This window comes from Pedobacter nutrimenti, assembly GCF_032678445.1.
GTDB lineage: Bacteria > Bacteroidota > Bacteroidia > Sphingobacteriales > Sphingobacteriaceae > Pedobacter > Pedobacter nutrimenti_A.
In genome coordinates, this window is record NZ_JAVTSQ010000005.1 from 348,627 (window position 1) to 372,389 (window position 23,763).

Consider the following 23,763-nt stretch of genomic DNA (forward strand, 5'->3'; position numbering starts at 1 on the left):
ATTATAGTTTGGATATTTAACTCATAGAAGGAAAAGAGATACCTTTAATTTTCCGGAACAATTCTACAGCATAGATATCGGTCATGCCGGAAACAAAATCAAGTACACATTGGATCTTGGTATAAGCATCGGTTTGCTGGGTAAGAAATTGTTTTGGGATCAGTTCTACCAGTTTTTTATGGTATTTTGATTCATTCTGGAGGTAAGCAGGAATGAATTCTTCCAATAGTCCGCCCATGACCTGATATCCGGCCACTTCAATTTGCACCACAGAGTGGTAGTTATAGATCTTCTTAATGGAGATCCGCTCGATTTCTTTCATCACCGATAAATACGGTTCTTCGATGGCATCCATCAAACTTTGGTTGAAATGGCCACCAAGAATACTTTCCTGTTCCTGGTAAAATACATTGGAACATTGCCAGATCAGGGTACTAATGGATTTTGCGCGCATTAAAGTGATCTTTGCATCGTCGTCTTCCATTTCGGCCAAACGGCCAGGCAGCTGGGCATCGTTACACAAAGGCAGCAATAGGGTTTCCACTTCCCTATAAGACAGTATCTTTAACCGGTGGGCATCTTCCAGGTCAATGATATTGTAGCAAATGTCGTCTGCTGCCTCCACCAGGTAAACCAGCGGATGTCTTTTATAGATCAAAGGTTCTTCCTGTACCTTGATCAGATCCATTTCAACAGCGATCTTTTCAAAGCCGCTTTGTTCAGATTGAAAAAAGCCATATTTCTTGGTGAAGATATTCTTCTTATTGTGACCAGCAATCGATGCACAAGGATATTTTGCAATGGAAGCCAGAGTGGCATAAGTTAAGGCAAAGCCCCCGGTGCCTTTACCAGCAAAAGGATGGGTCAGAATTCTTAAGGCATTGGCATTTCCTTCAAAATTGATCAAATCTTCCCACTGGCTTTCAGTGACCTGCGACTGGTAAATCTTTCCATCACCAGTTGTAAAATAATGAGAAATGGCAGATTCTCCTGAATGCCCGAAAGCCGGATTCCCCAGGTCGTGGGCAAGACAGGCGGATGCAATAATATTTCCGGCCTCAATGAGCAGCGGGCAGGTATCATCAATATCCGGGTGTATATCTTTCATCTTGTTGTAAAAGATACTCCCCAGAGAACGGCCTACACTGGCAACTTCCAGACTATGGGTTAAACGGTTGTGTACAAAAACACTTCCCGGCAGAGGAAAAACCTGGGTTTTGTTCTGTAGTCTTCTAAAAGGAGAAGAGAAGATGATCCTGTCGTAATCACGCTGAAATTCTGACCGGGCTTCTTTTTGGTTGCCTTTAAACCTGTCTTCATTTCCCCAACGCTTGGCGGATAATAGCTTCTCCCATTTCATCATAGTTGCATTCCTTAAATTGAGGGCAAAGTTCTATTTAATTGCCAGAATTTCAAATTTTATAACAGGCATTTGCAAAAGCTGAAAAACAATCGGGTCCAGGAACTGTTGTAATGATCAAAATGAATAACACTATGGGAACTTTTAACGAAAGTGATTTAAAAATTATCTGCCTTCGTAGATCACCCCGGATCCAGGCGTTTCGCTAAGTTCAAGTTTAACCAGTTCAGGAAGCCGACTATAGATCTCATTCCATATCCAGACCACCACATTTTCAGTAGTTGGATTTTCCAGACCTTCGATTTCGTTTAAAATCTGGTGATCAAGACGCGCTATAACCGGATTGATGGTGTTTTTCAAATCCTCAAAGTCCATAAACCAACAGGTTACCGGATCGATTTCGCCAGACACAAAGACCTTAAGCGAATAAGTATGACCATGCATATTACCGCACTTATGCCCCTTTGGCACTTCAGGCAGGTAATGAGCAGAATCAAATGTAAAACTCTTATAGATAATCATTTTGTTAATCGTGTGCCGCAAATTGTAGAATCTTGGTTTATAAAAAAATGATCTGCGTCACTAATAGGTTTAATAGTAAAAAAACCTTATGTTAATAGCAGTTTTTTAACATCGGCCACACGATATATCCATCTAAATATGATCAGTAAAGAACAGATCTTCGGGTATCAACCCAATGAAAAGTATAATAAAACCATCGCTTATTTCTCAATGGAATTTGCCATAGACCAGTCTTTAAAAATATACAGTGGCGGGCTTGGTTTTCTGGCAGGCTCCCACATGCGGAGTGCTTTCGAATTAAAACACCCCACTATTGGCATCGGAATGCTTTGGAAATATGGATATTATGACCAGTTTCGGGATACCGATGCAGATATGAAGCCTTTTTATGTTGAAAAGAATCCTTCCTTTTTGCAGGATACAGGCATTACTTTTACTATTCCTGTTCATGATGCACCGGTCCATGTTAAGGCTTATCTGTTGAAGCCGGAGACTTTTGGTTCTGCTCCGGTATTCTTACTAAGTACAGACATAGAAGAGAATGATGAGGTTTCCAGATCGATTACACATCGTCTTTATGATTCTAACGAATCAACCCGAATTGCGCAATCTATGGTACTGGGTATCGGTGGTGCCATGCTGCTGGATGTACTTCAATTCCCTATAGATGTTTATCATATGAATGAAGGGCACTCTCTGCCTCTGAATTTCTACCTCTATGCTAAATACCAAAGCCTGGAAGAAGTTAAAAAAAGAGTGGTATTTACGACCCACACCCCTGAACTTGCTGGCAATGAGTCGCACCGTTTTGATCTGCTGAAAGAGATGTCTTTCTTTTACCATTTACAGGATCATGAGGTCAAACACATCCTGGGTATAGAAGGAGATGACTTGAATTATACACTGGCTTCTCTCCGCTTTGCCAGAAAAGCAAACGGGGTTTCCAAATTACATGGTGAAGTAGCCAGGGAAATGTGGGGGCATTATCCAAATATCTGTGAAATCATCTCTATTACCAACGCACAGAATAAAACCTATTGGAAGGAAGAATCGCTTGAACAAGCATTAGAAACAGGTGAGCAGGAACAGATCCAGTTGGTTAAGAAAGGAATGAAGATCAGCCTCTTTAAAACAGTAGCGGACCAATGCGGAAAGCTATTTGATCCGAATGTGCTAACCCTGGTCTGGGCAAGGCGCTTTGCCGCTTATAAACGAGCCGACCTTTTAATGAGAGACTGGGACAGATTTGTAAAACTCATCAACAATGCAGATTATCCTGTACAAGTGATCTGGGCTGGAAAACCCTACCCCGAAGATCAGGGCGCCATTGATTTGTTCAACCAGATTATCCGCAGTGCTAAACCCTTAAAGAATTGTGCGGTATTGACTGGCTACGAGCTGGGTCTGTCTGCCTTATTAAAAAAAGGTTCTGATGTGTGGCTCAACAATCCAAAAATGTATCGGGAAGCTTCAGGTACCAGCGGAATGGCCGCTGCTATGAATGGCAGCATCAACCTTTCTATGCCCGACGGATGGGTGCCGGAATTTGCGAAAGATATGGAAAATGCTTTCGTCATCCAGCCGGCAGCAGATGAACTGAGCGATACAGACAAAGACAAGCAGGAAGCTGCTGCTTTGATGGATAAACTGGAACAGGTGGTGGTGCCCATGTATTATAAAGACCAGGCGAGATGGACAAGTATTTTAAAAACTGCGGCAAAGGAAATTGTACCGCAGTTTGACGCTGGCAGAATGGTTGAACAATACCAGCAGGAACTCTATTAAAGGAGTGGTTTCAGCAGGAGTTCTTCCTCTGCAGCCGTTGGGAGAACAATTCTTTTACCATAGACTTGTTCTCCTTTTACTCCATTTCTGATGACCTGAAAATGCTGGCCTGGCCAGGGATTTTCCAGGATACAGTCTCTTCCTTTTTCACTATGAATCTGAACCTCCTCTATTTTTCCTTTGTCCAGGCTGCTGCTGATCACAAATGCACCATAGGCCCTGAGTTTATGAAAACTTGCTGTTTTGCTTTTATTCCAGTTCGGAAAGATCCGGATCACCCCTTCATAACTTTGCAGGAGCATTTCATTTAACGTAAGTGGCACTGCTGCCAGGGTTTCAATACCGCCACCTTCAGCGGTGATCCACAGGTTAGGAAGAGATTGTCTGGCAATCCGCTCTTTTAAATAACCCATAATTTCATCTGCAGGATAGCCTACTCTTACCGCAGCCGGAAAACAGGTCTCTATCCCATTACCTAGTGTATTTCCCCAATCTCCAGGTTCCTTTGCCTTGTCTTTCCAATGCGCTACATCCTGCAGCAGGATCTGATTAAATGCAGAATCGGTAACCGGACCGCAAACACCACCTGGTAGGATTAAACCATGAATGGATACTCTTGACAAACCCATTACGCCCTGATGCCAGCTGGACGGGCTTTTCTCTACACTTTTCAAACTCATCCGACCTTCTTTTTCTCCCAGAGGAAAAGGGCTCATATGGTCTCTGATCTGTACCCATTTTGCTTGTCGCGGCTGATCCTTGTGGAGAAAGGTACTTATGTCTATTATTCCCTTGAAGAGCATTTTGACCAGGCCGAGGGAGAGCGTTGAATTGAAATCACCCAACTGGTCTTTCCAAACACCTTTGTTCTTCAGATTAGGCATCACTTCGCCATAGTGATCCATATAGATCACATATTTACCATTTTCATATTTCAGATAGTCTTCCCAGAAATTGGCACATTCCAGCAGATAGGGGTAAACTTTACGGGCATAATCTTCGTCATAGGTACTATAGAACCGCATCAGCATATTGCCTGCACTAAAAACCGCATTGATCTTCTGACCGAGGAATTTATAGCCTCCATCGATGGTATTATCTGTCGTTCCGTATCTTTTGAACATCTCCTGAGGGCTTAATGGCCAGCGGGTAGTGACTAATCCTTTGGGTCCTATTCCTACCGGGTAGTAAATCCCCCTGATGCCCAGCAGTTCTTTTGCATGGCGTTTTCCTTTCTCGATATAATCGAGCACCGGCTGATCAAAGTTATCCGTCAGGTCTATATAATTGGAGGAATAAGCCGCCCAGTAAGGTGCCTGGTAATTGTAATTGAGGTGATAATCTCCGCCCCAGGAAGTGGAGTCTCTGGTTACAAAAGGCCCCCAGATACCTGGTGCAAACTTCCCTTTGCGGGATGAAGAGGCAAAAAGATACTGAGAGGCATAATAGTATTTTTCAAGTGTCGTATCTCCTATTGAAATCCAAGAGCGGTTCCAGAAATCTTTCCACCATTGCAGATGCTCCTTTTTCAATTGTTGTACAGTGCCTTCATCCGTTGCTGCCGCTTCCTTTATAGATCTTTCCTTCCAATTTTTACAGTCCTGATTCGTGTATATGGTGATGCTTACCGATGTTTTTTGACCCGCCTTCAATCTCAAGGTACCATTTTGTTCTAATGTTCCCCCGGTCACATTTAAGGCCATAGCCACATGGGCCGGCCAGTCCAGTAAAGGGCTGTTTTCGAAAGAACGTGTTACCCAGATCACATCGCCGGTTTTTCCATAATGAGAAATGGAAGTATTTCCCTCTGTAGCCTTCAATTTTAGTGCAATTGTGGTGGCCTGATTGGGGTTGAGTTCAACGACTATTGTATTTGCAGTTGCGCTTACCCAGGTATCCAAAGAAAGGTCAAGTTTGGATGTACTAAATCGCCCTTTGATGAGTGCACTGTCCAGAAGTTCTTCGGCATAGTAGTTCCCGCCTTCCAGATCTTTAATGTTCATTTCCAGAAATCCTGGTGAGGCTATACCACCCCCTGGATAAACCGGATAGGCCCGCCAGAAATCATTTTTACCGATGTAAAACCGTAGCTTGTCTGGCGTTCCGCCAAGGCTGAGTCCAATATCTCCGTTTCCTGCCAGGGGGCCATCCGGGGTTTTAGAGCTCGGTGTATGCTTGGGTGGTGTAGTAAAGACCGCTTTGTAGAAGCTTGCCTTTATTTGCCCATAGCCGGATAATCCTGCCAAAAGCAAGAACAGGAAGAACAGAGATGTTTGTTTTTTTAAGAGCATTATCTTTCAAATTTAGCGATGTATCCCCCTCCTTCTCCCAGATCAAGTTGTATATGGCTGTTTCTGTTATAGCTACGATGTACCAGCTCAACAGCATCAGATTGCCCTGTTTTATCTTTAATTTCCAACACTTTATAACTGCCGTTGCCCAGAAAATCAAGCAGGATTTCTATCTTTTTTGGTTTGGCACCATTCATCACGGCAAGAAACCAGGTATTTCCTTTCCTTCTGGCAAATATTGCTGCTTCGCCTATAGCCGAGCCTGGTAACACAATGGTCTGGTCCCATATGGAGGGGATACTTTTGATCATTTCCACAGCGGGATTTTGCAACAGATGCTCAGGGCTGGCTGCATAGGTGAGCAATGGAGCACTTAAAATAACGGCACTCGCTACCTGGTGTGCTCGGGTTGTGTTTTTTCGGCGTTCACCAAAATGCACTGGTGTATATTCTGCCGGACCGGCAATAAATCTGGTAAAAGGAAGAGTTACTTCGTGTGTTGCCCGGTCGGCCAGCTTACTGGCTTCCATACCTTTCACAGCCTCTCGTGTCAATTCATTTGGCCAGGTCCGCTGCTGCCCGGTCGGTTTATTCGCCCCATGAAAATCAACCATAATTTGCTGAGCTGCCGTTTCCCGGAGAATAGACTGGTATAAATCAATGACGTCTTTCGCTTCATGATCAAAGAAATCGATCTTCAGCCCCCTGATCCCCAGGTCATGGCAATGCTGAAATAAAGCATGCCTTTTACCCGCATCCCATAAGTTCTTAGAATGTTCCCAGAGCCAGATGTCGACGCCTTTGACTGCGGAATAACGCACCAGTTCGCGAAGTTCGGCATCAGTCCATGTATGCCAGAATCCTTCCAGAATATTATGTTTAAAGCCTAAATCAGCAGCCATTCTGGAATATTCTTTCATCTCCTCCAAGGTGCTTTGCCCTCCTCCGTCCAGGTATTTCCAAACGGCTGGCCCAGGTTTTATCCAGGAAGTGTTGATACCCTGGGGAAATATTTTTGGATCTGGCGGCGGGCAGAGGTTGTGAACCATATCGTTATTGACCAGGTTATTTAAATTCTCAGCAACCATGATCACCCGCCATGGGGTTGTGATGGTTCCTTTTATACGTGCAGGTTGGGAAAGCCTCAATGTATCTGCTGGGCTATAACGCAGTTTATATGGATAGGAAACGGGCTGTTCAGAAGGTAACCTCAATACCAGGCCTCTTTCTCCATTGGACTGAAGTGCCATTCCTCCATAATTTTTCAAATCTGCTTCCGTAATGGAAAGATAACAAGAAGCCTTTTGGAGCTGGAAAGTAGCCGGTGGCGCTGCCCAGCCACCTCTTTTCACGGTATCCATATTCCGTTTTTCATATACGCCTTCATAGTGTGCATTGATATCGTGGTACCAGGCGGTTGTTCCTTCTGGAAGAGTGAATAGGGTAGACTCTCTGGCGACTCTTTCTATATCACTTTTTCCAGGAACAATCAACCGGAAGGCCACCCCGTCATTAAACACCCGGATGTCTGCAGTATATTTTTCGCTACCTGCCGAGAGTGCAATTTTTGCAGCGTTAAAATGGTTTTGTACATTAGAATGGACACCGTACCATGGATAATTTTCATCGAGTTGGTAAGGCTGTATTTTCCCAATCTGTACTTCTCTGGTTACCTCGGTCTGATCTACCGACATCCGGATGGGAGAAGGGCCAATCACCAATTGATCTTTATAGAGTACACTGTAGCTCAGCTGCCTGTTTTGAACAAAAAGTCTGAACCGGATCAGCCGATCTGGACTCTGCACAGTAGGCTGATCTGCTGAACAAACTTTCGCTGTCACCAGCAGCAACAGCGAAAGTATAATTTTAATCCGGGTCATAACATTGGATTTAGAAGCCTGCATTTTGCGTCCAGACACCTTTCATGATGTCCATCTGACCCAATGGTATCGGGAACAGAAAGGATTTGAATTTCCGCTTTGTTCCTTTGGAATCATAGGCAACTGAAGGGATAACCTGGTCTGCGATTTTCCAGCGGATCAAATCATTGTAACGAAGTCCTTCAAAGGCCAGTTCTACCCTTCGTTCATTTCTGATGATTTCGCGGGTCAGTGCGGCTTTTGGTGGCATATTCACTCCTGGCCTTGCCCTTACATCGTTCAACGCTTTCAATGCTCTTATATCTCCGCCTTGTCCACTTTCAAACATCGCCTCAGCGTACATGAGCAGTACATCGGCATAGCGGATCTTGACCATATGCTGATCGCTTAAAGTTGCCCCTGAGGCATTATTGATCGCTGTATTGACCCATTTTTTAAAAGCCATATTGGTATAGGGAATCTGACCTTCAGCAGTACTGCCACTTTGTTTAAACCCTCCAGGGTTATAAGCCCAGGGATCTCCTGCTTCAAAAATGGTCATTTTTAACCTTGGATCTCCAGGTTCATAAGCATTTCGCAGTTCTAAGGTTGGAAACACCGACATTCTTCCACCAATCACCTGGTCTAAGGAATGATAATCATCAGGAGCTTTAAATTGTACAGAGAACATGATTTCTTTATTATTGATCTGATCTCCGAAAAAAAGTCCGGAATAGTTGCTGGACAAGCGAAATGGATTTGAAGCGTCGCCAATTAAACTCCAGGCCGTCTCCGCAGCCTCAGCATAGCGCTGATTATTAAGCAAGACCCTGGTTTTTAAAGCGATTGCAGACCCCTTTACTGCGCGGCCATCGCTATAAGCTGTTGCAGGAAGGTAAGAGATGGCTAAGTCCAGATCTTTCAGGATCTGGGCAACTACATCTGCTTTGGGTGATCTGGGTGTCTTCATAAAGTCTCCGTCAAGGGTTGCAGGTTTCAAAATTAACGGAAGGTCTCCATAGAGTTGGGTCAGATCGTTGTAAAAGAAGGCACGTAAGAAAAGAGCTTCTCCTTTCATCTTGTTCCTGGTATTCTCGGCCATTACACTTACCCGATCTACATTGGCGAGAAAATAGTTACAATAGGCAACTCCCTGGAAACCGAATGTGAAACTTTTACTAATGATACCAGTGGTCGCTGAATTGTGTTCTCCTCTCATGACCAGATCAAAGGACTCATAGTTAGAGGTATTGGAAGCGTTGTCAGAAAGCGCTTCCCAATAGAGAGAGTTGCCGCTTTGACCTGGGCCATTGGAAAAAATGGGCTCTTTAAGCTTAAAGTAACAAGCAATCAATGCTTTATTGGCTTCGCCTTCTGTTTTCCAGAAGTTTGCCGAGTCTGGATTGGCGAGCGGATCTTTGTCCAGCGTTTTCTTGCAGGAGCTGACCAGGACACCCAGTATCAGCAGACAGATCAATTTTATATAGGTCTTCATCGGATTCTTTTTTTTATGGTTTAAGAAAGTCATCATCTTGTTAAAGCGTTACTTTCACTCCTACTGAATAAATTTTTGCTTGCGGATAGATGGCCGCACGTCCACTTGCTGCGGCACGTTCCGGATCACTTCCTTTAAAGAAACTGGTAAAAGTGAGCAGGTTATCTCCTGAAAGGTACAGCCTCAATGCTTGTATTTTGACTTTATTCAGAACCTTTGCAGGAAAATTATAGCCCAGCTGCAGATTTTTCAGCCTTAGATAAGAGGCATTTTGCAACCACCAGTCAGACACCTGAGTATCTGGGGCATAATTTTCATTAAAGATATGAGGGATCGTATTAGAAGTTCCTTCTCCGTCCCAGGCATCTCTCCAAAAAGTTGGAGGTGGCCCTGCCTGTCTGAATGGCGCTATTCCCCATTCTTTCACATAGATCTTGCGTCCCTGAACGCCCTGAAAGAAAAAGCTCAGGTCAAAGTTCTTATAGTCTGCATTAAAAGTAAGTCCGTAATTGAATTTTGGAAAGGCTCCGTCTACCACTACCCTGTCATCCGTTGTGATCTTTCCATCAGGCACGCCATTTGGTCCGCTAACATCTTTGTATTTCATATCACCCGGCTTTGGTTTAACCAATGGTGTTGGCCCATTATCAATCTCTGACTGGTTCTGATAAATACCGTTAAACACGTACATATAATAAGAATTATAGGGCAGACCTTCCTGACGGATATAACCGTTACTGCTGTCAATCTCTCTGGCACCAAATTTCATGACTTTATTTTTATAGGTCTCGAAATTTCCCTGTACTTTGTAATGAAAGTTGTGGTCTCTGTTTTCATAGCCCAGAGAAAATTCCAAACCTGTGTTTTTCATTTCACCCATATTCACTGTTGGTCCGGCAATCCCGATAAAATCAGGGACCTGCAATGCTCTGAGAATGTTTTTGGTGTATTTGGAATACCAGTCTACGGAACCGGATATTTTGGAGTTGAACAAGCTAAAGTCGACACCAAAATCGGTTACTGTGGTTGTTTCCCAGGTAATGTTCCTGTTGATCAGGTCGGTCTGCGTAACGCCTTGCTGAAGAGAACCCCCAATATTATATAAAACCGGGTTTAACACTTCCTGATAAGGATAAGGCATTTGCTCTCCGCTCAGGGTACGGTTGACATTCTGGTTACCTACCTGGCCCCAGGACAATCTGGCCTTCAAGCTGTTTACCCATTTCACAGACTTCATAAAGTCTTCCTGTGAAATTCTCCATCCGGCCGAGGCCGAAGGAAAGAATCCCCATTTATTGCCATCCGGGAAACGCGAAGAACCATCATAGCGAAAATTTCCTTCCAGCAGGTACTTCTCCTTATAATTGTAATTTACCCTTCCAAATACTGATTGTAAAGCCCACTCATAAGCAAAGCCATCAGAAAGCTGCCCACCGGGAGAATAAGCACCTAGTTCCGTAATGTCATCTGAGGGTGCATTTCTTTTAAAGCCCTGTAAACGGTCATATCTGAAGGTTTCCTGACTTACACCTAGCAAAGCACTAAAATTATGATTTTCCGCAAAGGTCTTGGTGTAGTTTAAGGTTCCAAAAATGGTATACTGAACATCTTTTTCACTCCGTACGGTCAGGTTGTTTTCTCCCACCGTACCGTTCCATTGTGTATTATAGGCATATTGTCCTTTATCATCCGGAAGAAACATGTAGCCTGGTATACCGACAACATGCACCTTGGTTTGCTTGTCGTTATATTTGACCGCACCTTTGATTTCTCCTTTTAATCCGGGAAGAATATCTACATCTAGAAATGCAGAAGCCAGTGTGTAATAGTTATTGATATAACGCCCTCCGTGCTCGGCAGTGGCTACAGGATTTTTATTTCCACCTTCAAATATATAGGCCTTCGCAGAATACCGGCCACTTCCATCAGGTAAAGTTGGCGCATAAGTTGGGTGGGCAGCCAGTGCACTTAATATCTGATCTTCAGTAGAATTGCCATCGAAATTATTGTTTAAAGCTGTTTCGTTTCTGTTGCCTTTAGAAAAGGCGATATTAGTTCCAAAGGTTACCTTCTTGTTCAGACTTGTTTTAAAATTAAACTGGGCATCGTATCTTTTATAACCCGTGGCAATAAGGATACCATCCTGGTCCAGATAGCCTGCACCAAAATTGTACGTAGTTCCTTCCTTTCCACCATTTACACTTAGAAAATGCTGCTGCATAGGTGCTGTACGAAAGATCGCATCCATCCAGTCGTAGCTTGGGTATTGTGCCGGATTGCTTATGGCACCCTGACGATAAGCATCAATCTGTGCCTGACTATAAGTTTGGTTTGCATTGGTGCCAGTGTACGCGATGGCCTTATTGAGCAGTTCCATAAATTCTACAGAATTGGTAATCCTGTCATAAACTGAAGTTGCCCGCTGACTGCCAAAATTATAACTGTAATCAATATTCAATCGTCCTGCCTTACCAGATTTAGTGGTTACGAGAATTACCCCATTGGCTGCCCTTGATCCATAAATGGCTGCTGAAGCTGCATCTTTAAGCACAGAAACACTCTCAATTTGATTCGGGTTAACATTGTTTAAATTTCCTTCTACCCCGTCGATCAGGACCAGTGGATCATTACCTGCACCACTGAAAGTACCCTGACCGCGAATCTGTATGCCTGCATTTTCTGCACCTGGCTGTCCGGAGTTCTGGATGACCTGCACCCCCGGCATTCTGCCTTGCAGCAAAGAGGTCGTATTGGGTGCTTGTCTGGTGGTGAGTTCTGAACCTGTAACAGAGGCCACTGCACCGGTAAGGTTTACTTTCTTTTGAGTACCATATCCCACTACAACGACTTCGGTAAGCGCCTTATTTTCTTCTTTCAGCACGACATTAACGATAGTTTTTCCATTTACAGGAACCTCTTGTGGTAGATATCCAATAAAGCTGAACAGCAGAACGCCGGTTCCGTCTGGCAGCGATAATGCATAATTCCCGTTCGTATCTGTCATGGCACCAATACTGCTGCCCTTCAGTTTTACGCTTACTCCTGGCAATGGGCCACCTTTTTCATCTGTAACCCTACCTTTCAGTTCTACTTTCTGCACAGGATTCAGTTTCACCTGGATCTGAGGACTTTCTTTTATAATAACTGCTTTGTCTTTTATGGTAAAAGTGAAAGGCTGATTTTCGAAACAGCGCTTTAAAACTTCTTCCAGTGATTCATTATGGACAGAAAGATCAACGTTTTTTGCTTTTCTGATGTCCTCCAGATCGTAAAAAAAATCATATCCGCTTTGTTTCCGGATTTCTTTGAACACCTGCTCAAGGCTGGCATTTTTTTTCGAAATGGTGATGCGCTGAGCTTTGCCAGCCTGTGCAAATTGCAAAAAGGCTGTGATCAATAAAATTATGGTGAATTTAACTCGCATAATGAGTTTATTTTTATCTGTCTCGTTGATTCTGCGAAAAGCAGAATTCATTATCAACAGAAATTTGTGTGCAAAGCCTGGTGGCTTACATACCGATTGTTTGTAAAAGTTCATACATTTGGTTAGTTGGGTTTAAACGAAAAATTAACTGTTGGAGGGTAAGCCCAATGATCTTAGCCGGGAGTGGTTCGAAGCACTTCCGGTTTTTTCTTGGCTTTTCTTCGTCTAGGGTGCTTTTATATGGATGCTCGTTTTCATGCTTATTTATTATTGGTTACTATAATTTTTTTATCACTGATCTCAAAACGGACCTTGCCTGTAGAGGCCATAATATTCAGTACGGAAGAGATATTTTTTGACCTGGATACATAACCTCCAAAACGGAGATTATCGAAGTTCCCCTGATAGACAACTTCTACATCATACCATCTCGACAATTGCCTCATGATGCTTTTCAGGTCATCGCCTTCAAAAACAAAATCTCCATTTTTCCAGGCCATTACAGACTCCAGATCAGCTGGCCCTACTTTGATCTGATTTGACCTGAGCTGGCTTTGTTGTCCTGGCTTCAGAATCTCCTGTGCGCTTACCTTTGAATCGCCAGGGTTGGCTTTTACTTTTACAGAGCCCTCCAATAAGGTTGTTTTAACAGCTGCCTCGTCGGCATAACTGCTGATGTTAAAATGTGTACCCAGAACTTCTACTTCCTGCTGTGCAGTTTTAACTAAAAAAGGTTTGGTTTTATCTTTTGCAACTTCGAAATAACCTTCCCCTTTTAACTCAACTTTTCTAAAATGCCCCTTGAAATTTAATGGATATTTCAAAGCAGAACCTGAATTTAACCAAACCCGGGTACCATCAGCTAAGTTAATCTGATATTTACCGCCTCTTGGAGTCTCGATGATGTTATACTGGCTACCAGAAGCAGAGCCAGCAGAGTTTGCCGCCGTATAAATAAGTTGGCCGTCTGCTTTTTTCTGAATCACGAGGCCGGCCTCTTTAACCAAATCTCCATTAGCTGCATCTGTCAGCGATATTTTTTTTCCATTGGCCAGAGTCAGGAACGCTTTATTACCACCTGGTGCAATATCACTGACCTTAGCGACCTGCCGGGTCGGTCCAGCCTTTTGATGTGAACGATAAAGAAAAAGATAAACGGAGAGCAAGATCAGGACTACTGCAGCACTGGTTATTTTTAACCATAAAAAGGTTCCCTTATTTTTGTTTTTATGTATGGAGAGTGCGCTCCAAACCTCCTTTTTAGTCTGCTCAGCCAAATTCTTGTTTGGATGGTTAATCAAGCTATGATGCGCGTTGATGTTGTTCAGTTCCTGATACCAGCTTTCAACCAGAGCCTTCTCTTCTTCCGAACATTTCCCATCCATATATTTTTTCAACAATAACTTAGGATCCTGTTGCATAGATTTAATATTTGGTTTACCCTCTAAAAGAGGATTTGGCTATAAGACAGTGAAGTGGGGGTACTGGGGGTACAAGAGATTAAAAAAAAATTATTGACCTAAGAATTGCTCACCATTTGAGCAAACTCAGAAAAAACAAGATGAATCCAAGTCTGGGTTTAAGAATCTTCAAGGCTCTTTTCACTTGAGTTTTTACGGTGAGCTCAGAAATCTGTAATCTGGATGCAATTTCCTTATGGGAGAGATATTCCCCCCGGCTTAGTTTAAATATTTGCTGCATTTTCAAAGGCAATGCGTCAATTTCAGCCTCTATGATGCGCTTGAGTTCACGTTCCCTTACATAATAATCCGTGTGTTCATTTTCCTGCCCTGTGAACACACCAAGGGATTCCAGGTACTTACATTCTACTTTTTTATGAGAAATACAGTTTAAAATCCTGTTTCTTATGGAAGCATATAAGTAAGAGGACAAACTTCCCTTTAGAATCAAATCCTGTCGTTTAGTCCATAACACTTCAAAAAGTTCCTGGACTACATCTTTGGCCTCGTCTTCATTTTGCAACATTTTTATTGCATGCGCAAAGAGTAAGCCATAATAACGATCAAATATTAATGTATATGCCGCCTCATTACCTTCTTTCAGGAGTACAACTAATTCTTCATCATTAAGGCTTTGATGTCCTGGCATAGGTCTCAAAATTTCAGATGGTTGCTGATCATTCAGGATTAAAACTAATGATATTTTAGTTTAAAAATGAAATAATTTAGCGCAAACGATTTAGGAAACTATAACATCTTTTACTGTTTTGCAGTAAATTCAATTATTTAGTGAGAACTTGTCAGCTATTATTAACTTTGGCTCAAGGTTTGATAACAACAATTGGTTTATATCGTACTAACAAAATATACTATTTCTCTTAATGGAGAGCACTGAAAATTCCCCCGCGTTGAATGAAGAGGTTAAAACACCCGGCAAATTTGCCAGGATGTTTCTGACCGTATATGAAGTAAACAGGTTTATCATGCGTTTTTTCAAGGAAGGTTTCCTGCCTCCTTATGAAGGGAAAGAACTGCTGAGACAATGCTATGAGATCGGATACCGCTCCGCATTACTGATCTCTACCACTGGTTTCATCACAGGTGTGGTGTTTACCAAGCAATCCAGGCCTTCTCTATCCGAATTTGGTGCAACTTCCTGGCTCCCTTCGCTGGTTGGTATAGCTTTACTCAGGACATTGGCACCCCTTCTGACCGGTCTGATCGCCGCAGGTAAAGTGGGTTCGAGTATTGGTGCAGAACTGGGTTCTATGCGGGTTACAGAACAGATTGATGCTATGGAAGTTTCAGCGACCAATCCTTTTAAATTCCTGGTCTCCACACGGGTATTAGCGGCAACAATCACTATCCCCATCCTCACTTTTTATACAGCCCTTGTAGGCATGCTGGGCGCTCTGCTCAATGTTTCTATGAGTGAGGGGACTAGTGCCAAAGCTTTTTTTCAGGCTTCTTTAGAGCAGATTACATTTCTGGATATTACCGCTTCAACCATAAAAGCCATACTTTTTGGTTTTACGATTGGCATGGTTGGCTGTTACCAGGGTTATAATTCTTCAAAAGGAACCGAAGGTGTGGGTAAGGCTGCAAATTCTGCCGTGGTTATTGCAATGTTCCTGATTTTTATAGAAGAAGTGGTGTCGGTACAGTTTTTCAGTTTATTTAGAACCTGATCATTTTATGGAGCAGAAACCCTCTACAAACTTCGAGCAGGAAAAAGTCATTGAGATCCGGGGATTGAATAAATCTTTTGGTAATTTCCACGTCCTTAAAGGTGTAGACCTCGATTTATATAGAAGAGAAAATTTAGTGGTACTTGGTAAATCTGGTACTGGTAAATCCGTTTTGATTAAGATCATCATCGGATTACTCACCCCAGATGCCGGACGGGTAAGTGTATTAAACAATATAGTAGATGAGATTTCCTATAAAGAACTTTTAGCATTACGTTTAAAAGTGGGATTTTCTTTTCAAAACAGTGCACTTTACGACAGTATGACAGTACGGCAAAACCTGGAGTTTCCATTGGTAAGGAACAGAAAAAATCTGGGCAAGGCAGAGATTGACAAATCTGTCGAAAGTGTTTTAGATGCGGTAGGCTTACTGCAGACCATTAACCAAATGCCTTCAGAACTCTCAGGCGGACAACGAAAAAGAATTGGTATTGCAAGAACATTGATCCTGCAACCAGAGATCATGCTCTATGATGAACCGACTGCAGGACTTGACCCTATTACTTGCATCGAGATCAATAAACTCATCAATGAGGTACAAGAGCGGTACCACACCAGTTCTATTGTGATCACTCATGACCTGACCTGCGCAAAAACTGTAGGCAACAGGGTGGCTATGCTGCTGGATGGAAAATTTGAACGTCAGGGAACTTTTGAAGAAGTGTTTAATACAAACGATGAAAGGGTAAAACCTTTTTATGAATATAATTTTATACAATAAAACATATGCAATTAACGGACAATCGGCGACAAATAACAGTTGGGCTTTTCCTGATCATCGGATTACTGATCTTTATTGTCGGAGTTTTTACACTGGGCAGTCAAAAAAAGGCTTTTATCAAGAGCATTACCCTAAATGTGGTTTTTGATGATATCCAGGGACTTAAAACAGGAAACAATGTGTGGTTCTCAGGAGTAAAAATTGGTACCATTAAAAAGATCCAGTTTTATGGTACTTCTCAGGTACAGGTGTTTGTGAATATTGAAGAAGAAGCACATAAATATATCCATAAAGACGCAGCTGCAAGCATTAGTTCAGATGGATTAATTGGAAATAAGATCATTGTGATTACCGGCGGCAGTCCTAAATTCCCATTTGTTGAAGACGGTGATAAGTTAAGGGTAAATACAACACTTTCTACAGATGATATTATGAAAACCTTCCAGGTTAATAATAAGAACCTGGTAGAGATCACTTCTAATTTTAAAGAATTATCCAAAGGACTGGTGGAAGGAAAAGGTACTGCAGGTGCTTTATTAACTGATCAGCAGATTGCGACTAATTTTAAAGCCATTGTAGAAAACCTGAAAACCACTACCGAATCTGCGCACCGGATGTCGGCACAACTGGATCAGTTTTCTAAAAAAATGAACACAAAAGGTGGTCTGGCAGATAAATTACTAACCGATACAGCGGTATTTGCTAAAATACAGGCTTCTGTAAATGAGTTACAAAAAACAGCAAAATCTGCAGCCGTTATGACTGAAAATCTCAATACCGCATCAGGTAAACTGAACCAGAAAGACAATGCTGTGGGATTATTACTAAATGACCCTAAGACAGCAGATCAGGTAAAATCAATTATGCTGAACCTGGAAACCAGTAGTAAAAAACTGGATGAAGATCTGGAAGCTTTACAGAGTAATTTCTTGTTTAGAGGTTTCTTTAAGAAGAAAGCTAAAGAGGCCGCTAAGCAGGCCAATTAAAAATTCGTCTGAATATGGCATCATCCGATTTGATCAGTAAAGACATTGACCAGTTTTACGCTAAAACTTCTGAAGAGAACCGGTTAAGTCTTGGTTTAGGCCCACTGGAATACGAAAGAAATACAGAGCTGATCGGACGTTATTTGAATACATCCGGAAAGGATACTGTTATAGACGTTGGCGGTGGCCCTGGAATTTACGCAGAATGGCTTGCCCAGTTGGGCCATATGGTGTATTTGATAGATCCGGTAGCCAAGCATATTAAACAAGCTAAGCTAAGGGCGTCCAAATTAAAAAAACCTTTTCAGTGTTTGCTTGGAGAATCCAGAAACCTGGATATCCCTTCTGGTATTGCTGATGTAGTGATCTTACATGGTCCTTTATACCATTTACAATCTAAACAGGATCGGATTATTTCTGTAAAAGAAGCTTTAAGGGTCTTAAAACCTGGTGGTACAGTACTTGGTTTTGCCATTAATTATACCGCGTCTACCATTGCCGGCTTACTTAATGGGATGATCCATGAGGCCAGTTTTTATGAAATGTGTAAAATGGAATTAAAGACGGGCATTCACAATCCGCCGCAGAACTGGCCAGGTTTATTGCCTGAGGCTTATTTCCATAAACCGGAAGAACTGAAGAATGAATTTGAAACGGGTGGCTTCTCAGCACTTGATATTATGGCGGTGGAAGGAATGATCTGGCTGGACAGTAAATACTTTGAAACGCGGTCCACACCTGCTAAAAAGGAGGCCATAATGGGTTTATTGAAGATGACTGAACGTGACCCTTCTATCCTATCCATGAGTCCGCATATGATGATTGCAGGGGAAAAAGATTAAACATAAAAAAGCAGGCTATCCAATTGGATAGCCTGCTTTTTTATGTTTAATCTGGTTACTTTTTCTTGCCTGAAGTTTTTACTGCAGCTTTAGGCATATCTTTTCTGATGTCCAGTTCGTTAATGATGTTTTTAGCACCACCCAACACATCAATACACCACAACACGTAACGTACATCTACACAAATGGTGCGTTTGAACTTCTTGTCGAAAGCGATATCACCACTCATGGCTTCCCAGTTTCCGTCAAAAGCAAGACCGATCAGCTCTCCGTTACCGTTGATCACAGGAGATCCGGAGTTACCACCGGTTATGTCATTATTCGTAATGAAACCAACCGTTAGTGTTCCGTCGTTTCCATACTGTCCAAAATTCTTCTTATTGTAGTTTTCAATTAAAGAAGCTGGCAGATCAAACTCACTGTCTCCAGGAATATACTTCTGCATAATACCTTCTATAGTTGTAGTGGTATTATAGGTCATTCCATCTTTAGGTGAATAATTCTGCACGTTACCATAAGACAAGCGCATCGTAGAATTGGCATCAGGATACATCAATTTATCCTTATTCTTTTCCAGGATGGCTTTTAAATATAAATGGTCCAGTTCTGCTTTTTTACTTTCAAAATCAGACACGATAGAACCAAAATTATTCTTCATATATTCTGCCGGGATCAGGTTCACTGCATAAGCATAGGCCGGATCATTTTTCACCGCATCAACAGAAGGATTAGAAGCGATAAATGCAGCTAGTTTCTCTGGTTTGATGAAGTTACTGTTCTCCCACAAGTAATTTGCAAACTTCTCAAAAGTAGTTTCCGGATTTCCTGTCCAGTATTTCTCAGCGATCGCTGCGTAGAATTTAGGTTGCGATTTTACAGGTACATCTGCATAGAAAGAAGCCAGGATTTTAGCCAGGATCTTTTTATCTGCGGTTTCATTATAGGTAGAGTTATACTTCTCCACTACTTTACCCAATCGACCCTGTATCTGCTGAACATAGGCTGCATCATCTTTCTTCTGCTGCATTGCAATCAAGGCATTTCCTAAACTAATGGTGTTGGGTACAAAAGCAGAAGCCAGGAAGCCTTCGTTGATATAGGTTCTTTGTACAGCAATCGGTTCCAGCATTTTATAGACCTGGTCGTACTGTTCCATTAAACCGGCAAATTCGGTTTTCTGTGCCGCCCACTCTGTAAAGGATTTTTCTTCTCTTCTTTTGGAATCAGAAACCTTTAATCTTTTCAGTTGTTCCGTTTGTCCGATATAATATTTCCAGTAGTTAGCAATATTGGCATATTCAGAAGACAATTTTAAACGGGTATCCACGCTTTTGTTCATCTCCTCTTTCCAGGCCTTAAGGCGGATATCGCGAAGCTTAACAATGGTCGGATTTACCTTTTCTGTTGCCAGATCTACGCCATAAGAAGTCAGGTACCTGTCGGTACGGCCCGGGTAACCGTACACAATAGAGAAATCTCCATTCTGAACACCCTTGATAGAAACTGGTAAGAATTTTTTTGGCGTATAAGGTGTATTGGCTACATCATATTTAGCCGGAACATTTCCTTTACCGGCATATACACGGAACACCGAAAAATCTCCTGTTTGGCGTGGCCATTCCCAATTGTCTGTATCACCTCCAAATTTACCAATGCTTTGTGGCGGAGCACCTACCAAACGAACATCATCAAAGCGTTCGTAAACAAAAAGAATGAACTGGTTGGATTTGTAAAAATCTTTAACGTTGGCTTCAATCGTAGGGCCTGTTACCGCTGCTTTTGCAATGGCCGTAAAGGCATCATTCATTTTTGCAGCTTTTTCAGCACCATTCAATCCTTTTGTTGCTTCATTAACTTTAGCGGTTACATCTTCCATTCTTCTCAGGAAACGAACAAAAAGACCATTGATCGGTTTTTCTTCTCCATAATTTTTGGCATAGAAACCGTTATCCAGGATGTTGTTTTCTGGAGTAGAGTTTGAAGCAACAGCGTCATAACCGCAATGATGATTGGTAAAGATTAAACCCTTATCTGACACGATCTCTCCGGTACAAAATCCACCAAAATGTACGATGGCATCTTTGAGGGAGGACCCGTTGGCATTGTACAAGTCTTGTGCGGTGAGTTTAAAACCCTGCTTTTTCATTTGCTCATAGTTCTTCCCTATAAGCATCGGGATCCACATCCCTTCATCTGCTTTCACTGAACCGGCAAAAGAGAATAACATTGCCAGCAGCAACAGATAGGCTGTTCTTTTCATAATAAGTCTATTCGTTAGTTAAGCAGCGAAGTTAACAAAAAAAGAGAGGCAATCATACCCACCTTATAAGCAGCGTTTCTTCCTGGTTGATTTGGATCTGATCTGCAGAAACCACTGTTCCCTTTTTATTGGCATACCATAGAATGGGTTTAAGGTTTTTTGGGGCCTGGATACTGATGTCCTGATTTTCCTGAGATTTATTGACAAGTATACTCAGGTAATCCTTTCCGTTTTGTAAGGTTTTCATCAGTAAGCCCGGTTCTTGCTTGCTAAAGCAAAAAACCTGTTGATCCAGAATATGCCCGAGCTCTCTGTTCAGCAACGACACCAGGGAATTATAATTATCGGTAATTCTTGAACCCAATCCGATCAGGGAAGGTATCCAGAGTACTTTTCCTTGTCCAAAAGTAGTCCTCAAAGCCAGGACTTCTTCTTCATTCACGGCAATAGCTTGTCCGGTAAGCGGATGAATTATGCCGTACCACAAATGCGCCATATGCGCATGTCCTTCAACCTCTATTTCAAAAAGCCGGTCCTTTAAGATAAATTCTTTAATTAACCCGCCAAACAGCTTTTGAAATGGAAAGTCTTTACCCATCAGGGTAAAAGCATTTTCATCGTAGTAGGCCGTTAGTCCTTCAGCAATAAGATAACCTCCTTTGTCTACAAAGTGCTCCAATGCAGTCCAGTACCTGGACGGAATACTGATCTGCTGAGCCAGGATAATCGCCTCACCGGTATAGTCCTCGCGTGTAAAGTCAAATTCGCCAATTTCTTTAAAACCGGGAGATACTCCCATTTCGGTAATGGTTTCGAACCAGGCCAGGGCAGATTTCATCACACCCCCTATATCACGTCCGGGCTCAGTGGTATCACTTTTCATCTGTAACGCCCGTTCTATCCACAGCGATTCCCTGGTATAAAGGATATGGATTCCTGATTCAGCTACCTTGGCTTCAGAAAAAAAATCAGCATGCTCATTGATCACCTTGATCACCTCCGAAGCAGACCTCATCCGGCTGGAGGGTTCATTTAAATAATTCAACATCCCCCACTCTCCCGCTTCAAATCCGGAACGCCTGGGATTAAGGCACCAGAATATAGAACCTTTACTCCCTGAACCTATAGTAATCCACAACCATTGAGCGATTTCTTCGGGTGTAGGGCAAAGTGGATTGAAAGCACTGTAGATGTTATTCCCCCCCTGAAGTTCGGTCATCAACCAGGGAAGTGGTCCTGCACCTGAACGCAGCATTTCTGAGTTGGCAGACATGGCTACAGCATACTTGTGACGGCTAAAATAACCAAAATGCCAGCTCGCATGTGCTGAACCTCCAAGACTGCTCAAAAAACTTCTCCATTGCGGAAAGTCATATTCCGCAGCATGCTGAAAGATCGCGTGATTGTTGACATGAATTCGGGCACCCGGATCGTACAAATGTATCTCCTGCGTGAGCCAGCTCAGAAACCAGGTGTTATAATAAAGCAGGAATTTTTCCTTTCTAAAATCAAGCGTCGTAAAGCCCTGGCTATTGTACAATTCTTTAACCTCTCTTGCTTTCCAGTCTTCAAAACTTTTCAAACTATATTCATCTTGCGGGAGTACACCAGAACCAGGTTCGTTAATTGGCACCCATCCATGTAAAGAAGTAAATTGCTTAAAATGTGGCACCAGATGCTGGATGTAATTGGAGATCTGGTCTAGGTTCGCCTTACTCTTAGGGAATTTAAATCCGCCAACGTCTGTAAAATCTGTTGCAGGAAAAAGATTGGCGTAGATCTTTATACCATATTTCTCCCCTGCCCTGAAAGCAGTATCAAACAAACTAAAATCCCAGCTGCCATCTGCTTGATGCATATAGCTTTCGAACATTCTGATCCGGGTGATTTTCATCCCATTTTTCTGAAGTTGCTGAAACCATACATCGATCTCCTCCGGGCTTTGTCCGGGTTCAATAAATACTTCTGCCCCGATCATTGGAATATGGGAATTTTCTGTTTTATCCATTTCAATACCTCTAAACTATAACTCTTAAACATACAGTACCCTGGTAATTGTTTGAATTTTGCAAGCATTAGTTTGATTAGCGTACAGAACAAGGACCTCGCCCTGTGTAATTTTGATCTATCAAAAGATATTAAACTATGAAAACAAGAAAAGTTTGGCTGGTCACCGGCGCCTCAAAAGGCTTGGGACTAACCTTAGTAAAACAATTATTGGAATCAGGCTATATGGTTGCAGCAACCTCCAGAAAGCTTAATGATTTGCTAGAGGCTATAGGACCTAAAAGCGAGCAATTCCTTCCTTTGGCAATGGACCTGAAAACAGAGGCCAGCGTTGCCGCAGCGGTAGAAAACACCTTTACCCACTTTGGCCAGCTGGATGTGGTGGTCAACAATGCAGGCTATGGTCTGGTGGGAACGGTAGAAGAATTAAGCGACTGGGAAGCACGTGAAAATTTTGAGGTCAATGTATTTGGTACTTTGAACGTAATCAGAAGAGCCATGCCTTATTTACGGGAACAAAGATCAGGGCATATTTTCAACTTGTCTTCCATTGGAGGTTTTAACGGACATTTCCCGGGATTTGGAATCTACTGCGGAACTAAGTTTGCTATAGAAGGTTTATCAGAATCTCTTGCTGCCGAGGTTAAACCCTTTGGTATAGATGTGACTATTGTTGCCCCTGGTTATTTCAGAACGGATTTCCTTTCTTCCGAATCGCTGCAAGTACCGAAAAATCCAATTACAGCTTACAAACAAGTAAGAGATCTACAGGACGCCCATCAAAATGACATCAACGGCAATCAGGCAGGTGATCCTGTAAAGGCAGCCCAGGCTATGATACGTGTGGCAACGGATGAAAATCCACCACTTCACTTGTTTCTTGGTGAAGACGCCTATAATCTTGCTTATACGAAGATTGATGCCGTAATAGAAGAACTGGAACAATGGAAAGCGCTTACTGTATCTACAGCGATTGAAACCAGTGTTCCTGTATAATTTATTT

At 42.4% G+C, this 23,763-nt stretch carries 16 protein-coding genes; 6 read left to right on the forward strand and 10 right to left on the reverse strand.

Translation table 11 applies throughout. The features are described from left to right. Window positions 1–16: 16 nt before the first annotated feature. The gene (locus R2S08_RS11060) at window positions 17–1,360 is read right to left on the reverse strand and encodes a deoxyguanosinetriphosphate triphosphohydrolase (protein WP_316835326.1); all 1,344 of its coding nucleotides are present in this window, start codon (window positions 1,358–1,360) and stop codon (window positions 17–19) included. Between the two features lie 165 nt (window positions 1,361–1,525). Then, window positions 1,526–1,882, reverse strand: a complete 357-nt coding sequence (gene queD / locus R2S08_RS11065; RefSeq protein WP_316835239.1) for a 6-carboxytetrahydropterin synthase QueD — start codon at window positions 1,880–1,882, stop codon at window positions 1,526–1,528. 138 nt (window positions 1,883–2,020) lie between these two features. Between queD and glgP the strand changes: the two genes are divergently transcribed. Continuing rightward, on the forward strand, window positions 2,021–3,667 hold the full coding sequence (glgP, locus tag R2S08_RS11070) for an alpha-glucan family phosphorylase (protein ID WP_316835240.1): 1,647 nt from the start codon (window positions 2,021–2,023) through the stop codon (window positions 3,665–3,667). Here the strand turns inward: glgP and R2S08_RS11075 are convergent. The 6 genes from R2S08_RS11075 to R2S08_RS11100 all read right to left on the reverse strand — a co-directional run bounded on the left by R2S08_RS11075 (window position 3,664) and on the right by R2S08_RS11100 (window position 14,845). Next, window positions 3,664–5,958: a glycosyl hydrolase family 95 catalytic domain-containing protein gene (locus tag R2S08_RS11075; RefSeq protein ID WP_316835241.1), complete on the reverse strand. Its 2,295-nt coding sequence runs from the start codon at window positions 5,956–5,958 to the stop codon at window positions 3,664–3,666. The two genes, glgP and R2S08_RS11075, sit on opposite strands and share 4 nt — an antisense overlap. Then, window positions 5,958–7,838, reverse strand: a complete 1,881-nt coding sequence (locus tag R2S08_RS11080) for a glycoside hydrolase family 97 protein (protein WP_316835242.1) — start codon at window positions 7,836–7,838, stop codon at window positions 5,958–5,960. The genes R2S08_RS11075 and R2S08_RS11080 overlap by 1 nt, the downstream gene beginning before the upstream one ends. A 10-nt stretch (window positions 7,839–7,848) precedes the next feature. Beyond that, on the reverse strand, window positions 7,849–9,312 hold the full coding sequence (locus R2S08_RS11085) for a RagB/SusD family nutrient uptake outer membrane protein (protein ID WP_316835243.1): 1,464 nt from the start codon (window positions 9,310–9,312) through the stop codon (window positions 7,849–7,851). Window positions 9,313–9,352: 40 nt separating this feature from the next. Then, window positions 9,353–12,736: a TonB-dependent receptor gene (locus tag R2S08_RS11090; protein ID WP_316835244.1), complete on the reverse strand. Its 3,384-nt coding sequence runs from the start codon at window positions 12,734–12,736 to the stop codon at window positions 9,353–9,355. Window positions 12,737–12,996: 260 nt separating this feature from the next. After that, window positions 12,997–14,157, reverse strand: a complete 1,161-nt coding sequence (locus R2S08_RS11095; protein ID WP_316835245.1) for a FecR family protein — start codon at window positions 14,155–14,157, stop codon at window positions 12,997–12,999. A 109-nt stretch (window positions 14,158–14,266) separates the two neighbouring features. Beyond that, window positions 14,267–14,845 (reverse strand): RNA polymerase sigma-70 factor, encoded by a 579-nt coding sequence (locus R2S08_RS11100; RefSeq protein WP_316835246.1) that lies wholly within the window; start codon window positions 14,843–14,845, stop codon window positions 14,267–14,269. A 232-nt stretch (window positions 14,846–15,077) separates the two neighbouring features. On the opposite strand from R2S08_RS11100, the gene R2S08_RS11105 reads away from it, so the two are divergent. Genes R2S08_RS11105 through R2S08_RS11120 form a run of 4 tightly spaced genes read left to right on the forward strand, consistent with a single transcriptional unit; the run spans window position 15,078 to window position 18,493 of the window. Next, the gene (locus R2S08_RS11105) at window positions 15,078–15,884 is read left to right on the forward strand and encodes an MlaE family ABC transporter permease (RefSeq protein WP_410479523.1); all 807 of its coding nucleotides are present in this window, start codon (window positions 15,078–15,080) and stop codon (window positions 15,882–15,884) included. A gap of 7 nt (window positions 15,885–15,891) precedes the next feature. After that, complete coding sequence (locus R2S08_RS11110; protein WP_133780678.1) at window positions 15,892–16,665, forward strand: ABC transporter ATP-binding protein; 774 nt, start codon at window positions 15,892–15,894, stop codon at window positions 16,663–16,665. 5 nt (window positions 16,666–16,670) lie between these two features. Next, entirely contained in the window at window positions 16,671–17,651 is a 981-nt protein-coding gene (locus R2S08_RS11115; RefSeq protein ID WP_316835247.1) for an MlaD family protein, read from the forward strand. A gap of 14 nt (window positions 17,652–17,665) precedes the next feature. Continuing rightward, complete coding sequence (locus R2S08_RS11120) at window positions 17,666–18,493, forward strand: class I SAM-dependent methyltransferase (protein ID WP_316835248.1); 828 nt, start codon at window positions 17,666–17,668, stop codon at window positions 18,491–18,493. Between the two features lie 55 nt (window positions 18,494–18,548). Here the strand turns inward: R2S08_RS11120 and R2S08_RS11125 are convergent, their stop codons facing one another. Next, window positions 18,549–20,756: a S46 family peptidase gene (locus R2S08_RS11125; protein WP_410479526.1), complete on the reverse strand. Its 2,208-nt coding sequence runs from the start codon at window positions 20,754–20,756 to the stop codon at window positions 18,549–18,551. Between the two features lie 49 nt (window positions 20,757–20,805). Beyond that, complete coding sequence (locus R2S08_RS11130) at window positions 20,806–22,761, reverse strand: beta-galactosidase (protein ID WP_316835250.1); 1,956 nt, start codon at window positions 22,759–22,761, stop codon at window positions 20,806–20,808. Between the two features lie 137 nt (window positions 22,762–22,898). Here R2S08_RS11130 and R2S08_RS11135 point away from each other — a divergent pair, with 137 nt between their 5' ends. Continuing rightward, window positions 22,899–23,756, forward strand: coding sequence for an oxidoreductase (locus tag R2S08_RS11135; protein WP_316835251.1), 858 nt, complete (start codon window positions 22,899–22,901; stop codon window positions 23,754–23,756). Window positions 23,757–23,763: the final 7 nt, after the last annotated feature.